This is a genomic window from Streptococcus sp. HMSC072D05 (genome assembly GCF_001815805.1).
Lineage (GTDB): Bacteria > Bacillota > Bacilli > Lactobacillales > Streptococcaceae > Streptococcus.
Genome location: NZ_KV822044.1, coordinates 52,090 through 56,762, shown reverse-complemented (window position 1 = coordinate 56,762; position 4,673 = coordinate 52,090). Strand labels below are relative to the sequence as shown.

Sequence of the window (4,673 nt, the reverse complement as noted above, 5' to 3'; positions counted from 1 at the left end):
TATCGGGGTTCACCTCTTGGTGACAGCCGGACGTCAGACCAACCTTCGTGCACAACTTTACTCAAACTTCAAGCACCAGTTGAGCCTGCCACAAAATGAGGCGGGTGAAGTGCGGGCCATCGTGGGCTCTACGCCACTCGCTATGACTATGGAAGACATCAAGGGCCGTGCCCTTATGAAGCGGGAAGAAGTGGATGTGATCCAGCTGGCACTCTCAGTTTATGGAGCTAATGATACCCAAGTCCTCAACAACCTACGTCAGGAAGTGGCTTCCCTCCAAGAAGCCTGGACAGGACAACGCCCAAGTGCCATCCCGATGGTACCAGAGGAGTTGACGGAGAAAGACTTCTATAGCCGAGCAAGCGTGCAGACTGCCTATGAACACGGCCTCGTGCCATTAGGACTTGACATGGAGACAGTTGAGCCCGTCACTTGGAATCTGGCTAAAGGAAATCTTCTCTACCTAACAGATAAAGAAGAACAGATGACAGCCTTGGTGAAACACATTGCCAAAGGGAAACAGAAGGTCATCATCTTGGCACCGAAGTATCATAACTTACCTGAAATGGAAGGAGTGACGATTCTTGCAAGTCCAGAGGAATATCAGGCGGGGATTGCAAGTATAGAGAAGAGAATTCAGGAGCGGTTAGAAGGCAAACAGCGAGATCATGTTGCAACAGTGGTTGTTTACAATTTAACCGAATTAGTGGTAGAATTAAACTCAGAAGCGCTTGATACATTGGCTTATGTCCTAGACAAAGGAATTCGAGCTGGATATGGTTCTCTTGTAATGAGTTCGCCATTGATTACTAAATACATTGATGTGGTCTCAAAAACTGTTCGCTCTTATAAGCAGGCTGTTATAGGGCTTCGCTTAAGCGATCAATCAGTTCTGACAGTAACCAACAGACCTGTTCGTGAGCCACAATTAGAAGAACAAGAACACTACTATGTGGCCGATGGGTTAGCAAGTAGAATGAAAGTATTAATGATATAAGGAGGAGTGATGGGGAAAGCAACCATACAAGCTCAGATAGATGCTAAGCGTGGAGAAATTACTAATTTGAATAGTCAAATTAGTCGATTGGAAGAATGTAAAAAAGCACTTACAGATTTTTCAACGGATATAGAATATGTACTTACGAGCAATGAACATATTGAAACGACCTATTATTTAGCAGGAACACCATATTTAAATGAAACCAATAATGAAGAGAAAATACTAAAAACAGCTAAACAAAAGCTTTCAGCAAAGAGTGATGACGTAGTGGCCAAATTGACTCAGAAAATTTCTGAATTAGAGACAGAGAAGTCGGGGATTAGCCTTAGTATTAGTTGGTTAGAAATTGAAAAAAGTCTAACAACGGAGGAGTAAAGTATGAGTGATATTATAAAAGTACATGACTTACCGGCCATAGCTCGTTATAGTTCGGCTGTTCAAGAGTTTTCAAAAGGTGTGGACTTGGCTTCTAAACAAACGATGCGTAAATTTAATGAAAAGGCAGGTAAAACAGGAGATTCAGAGGACAAAGGAGAGGCAATAAATGCTTTCTTCACTCGATTGAATACTTTACAGACCCAAGTATTTCAAGAGTATCCTACCACTATTACGCATTTTTCAACAGCTTTATCAACATTTGAAAATGCTGCTACAGCTGCCGGTTTCCAAAATAAAGCATGGACTCAACAAACTGGTAATGATTCTGTCTATAAAAAATTAGATGGCGTGGAGTCTGAACAATATGAGAAGATCAAAACAAAAGTCGATAATCTTCAAACGCTATTAAACGATGCTACTGCTGAACTAGGTATTGAATCAGAAGATTTAACAACTATTAAAACAACTGCGGGAGATGATTTAGCTAGTGCAGCGACTGCACGTCGTGATACTCATAACGCCTTGCAACAAGCACATGATACCTTATCAAAAGATACTACGGATGCAGAAGCAGAACTAAAAACTCTACAGACTAGAATAAAAAATGCCAGTGCAGTATGTAATATTCCGGCTTCTAGTATCTTAGCAGGAATTAAAAATGGTAGTCTTACTAAGAGAAAAATCAGTTATTTGGATAGTATTCAAACAGAAGCAGATGGACGTGCTTTAGGTGCAATACTTAATAAACAGCCAGGAGACATATTAAACGAAAAACCTGGGGATCTTAGTGAAGGATTTTACAGTATTGGTGCTCAGGAAATGATGGAGTGGATTGAATCAGGAGATGCAGCCACTCTGAACCATCTTTTAGACGCTATGGGGAATCGGGATTTTTCTGCTAACCAACCATTTTTGCTAGAGTTTCAAAAGGCTGGAGTTAGGCTAGGTGATACTCTTGAAAAGGTTATGGAAGTTCAATATGCTAAAGACGGCACTTTACAGAGCAACCAGATGGCAGCATATAATAAGCATCTTGCTTTGACGGATAAGTTTGTTAGTTTGATGGAATCTCTTTATGTAATGGAGATAGGACGGACAGAAACATCAAAAGGAAAATTAGCAGTTGGTGACAAACTATATGTCACCGAAACGAGAACAAAAGTTTCAATTTCAGATATATCGGATGCAACATTTTCATTTAAGAATACGGTTGATACAAAGAAAACAACCTTGGAAATGAATATAGGTGGCTACTCTTATCCAACGAGTATTAGCAATACAACCGAAACCAAGGTTTACAAAATGGAAGAATACGCAACCGCTATTGGAAATAATATGGCAGAGAAGCAGGCTCGGATCGGTGAACTTGAGAAATCTCGCGAAGAAGCGAATAAAGATATGCGTGCTGCAATGGGTAAAGCTATAACTTATGCACTGGTTGGTACTTTCATACCTGAAGCAGTTCCTATCGTCTCGATGATTGATGCTCTGGCTACCAGTGATTCTAAGGAATTCAGTAAAGAACTCTTTTCTGCGATTGATAAGGATATAACCGTTAAGGGGAAAGTTGTTGAAAGTGGTTTTACGAAGACGGGTCCATACAATATGGGTATTCAATTACCAACAGCAACCATACAAGCCTATTTGAAGTATGTCGATCAGTTAAAGGGATATGACTTGGAAAAAGAAAAGACACGCATTGAGATGGTGGATGACTTTTTAAATCGAGGGAATACCTATCTTTTCCAGAAAGATGGGAAGAGTTCAGTCGCAATTTCTCGCATGAGAACACATAATTTTTATACAGAGGTCCGCTTGAAAGAGATGGATAATGAAGGTCTTGTTCCTTATGTTGAATATGCGAAGTCGTCCAGCCATTATAAGGTGAATAGTACTAGTAATGATACAAGGGCAATAATCCAAGAAGCAATAAACAAAGAAAATCAACTTAACTCAAATTCTGTAACACCAGAAATGAGCAAGTATCTCTTAGGCGAGGAGACCGATCTTTCTCTAGTCAATATGAGCGTAGACCAGTTGAAAACGTATAAAAATGTATTGGAACATTTATCGATTTCTTCTGACCAAAATGCCAAACATGGCTATGAAGAATATCAGCTCTATCTAAATAGTAAATACTCAGGAGGAAGTCAATGAAACAATACAGGAAAAAAATACTAATCATTCTGGGGGTTTTAAGCCTTCTTGTTGTGGTTTCTGGAGGCTATCCTTTGTATCGCTATTTGACACATGATCGCTATAAAGTTTGGTCAATTGAAGTAGAACCAGCATCTCATGAATTTATAGCTGATAGACAGGGGCTGGTCATTTCTTGGAAAGAGACAAAGAATAGTAATGGGAAAAGAGATAGGGATGAGCCGGTTGACTATAGTTTGGTAATTCATGGGAGACGATTTATAGCCACAGAAAGTATCCGTTTAATCTATGAATCGGGAGATAATCGCTTTGATGTGAAGAATCTAAGTTGGGGGGAGTATTGGAAGATTCAGGTCTATGATACCAGTCAGGATGATTTGCCTCGTAAGGAGTATGATCTTTTGAAGGCTATTGCGGATTATGATGCTTCTTACTTTCCAGTTTCAAGTGCCTATACTCATTTTTTTGCTTACAAAGATCAGGAATACCGGACAGTCGTTCTCCAGAAAACGGGAGGTGAGGATCGTAAGGAAGTCCTCTTTAACATGGCAACAGGTAAACTAGAAGACATCCCTAAGGATGCCGGAAAGGCTCTAGAGAACAGAAATGTTAATATATTTAAAGAATTTACTAATTTAAAAGAATATTATGCAGGTGACCTTTTACATATAGACACTCCAATTAGTTTTTCTCAATCCGTAATTGAACAGTCTTCAGACTGGCGTTTGAAGGAGGAGTATCCTGCAGCCTATGACTTGATGACTAAGAAGAAAGGTGGGCTATTTTTCTTGACCAACGAGACAGATATCAAGCTTCTCTCTGATATATACAGTCTCTTAATCCCTAAGGACAGAGATTTGTTTGATAATCTAACAGTTTATGGAGAGGTGACCAAGGACGGGAAAGACCATGTGGTTCATTCCTATGAAGAGTTTATCAATGTCTTGAAACCAAAGGAGGAATTGAGCAATGTCCGTTAAACAGATCCAACCGATGCGAATTCAAAGTATTAAGGCAAGTATTAAGGTTTCGACAGATGAGATTTCAAAGGGGATGTCGACTATCATTGATGCACCGGTTACAAGTAATCTAGAGTCTTGTGCGGGTCTCGCAAAAACATGTATGGAAAATTTAGTAG

At 39.7% G+C, this 4,673-nt stretch carries 3 protein-coding genes and 1 pseudogene; all 4 read left to right on the top strand.

Annotated elements, in window-relative coordinates:
• Nucleotides 1–997 (top strand): annotated as a pseudogene (locus tag HMPREF3057_RS09800) (type VII secretion protein EssC); the annotation flags it as partial.
• Between the two features lie 9 nt (nucleotides 998–1,006).
• Complete coding sequence (locus HMPREF3057_RS09795; protein WP_000513720.1) at nucleotides 1,007–1,375, top strand: DUF5082 family protein; 369 nt, start codon at nucleotides 1,007–1,009, stop codon at nucleotides 1,373–1,375.
• Between the two features lie 3 nt (nucleotides 1,376–1,378).
• On the top strand, nucleotides 1,379–3,535 hold the full coding sequence (locus HMPREF3057_RS09790) for a hypothetical protein (RefSeq protein ID WP_049519869.1): 2,157 nt from the start codon (nucleotides 1,379–1,381) through the stop codon (nucleotides 3,533–3,535).
• Nucleotides 3,532–4,515 carry a hypothetical protein gene (locus HMPREF3057_RS09785; RefSeq protein WP_000816351.1) on the top strand — a complete coding sequence of 328 codons (984 nt, stop codon included), beginning with the start codon at nucleotides 3,532–3,534 and terminating at the stop codon, nucleotides 4,513–4,515. Before HMPREF3057_RS09790 ends, HMPREF3057_RS09785 begins: the two co-directional genes overlap by 4 nt.
• Nucleotides 4,516–4,673 lie beyond the last annotated feature (158 nt).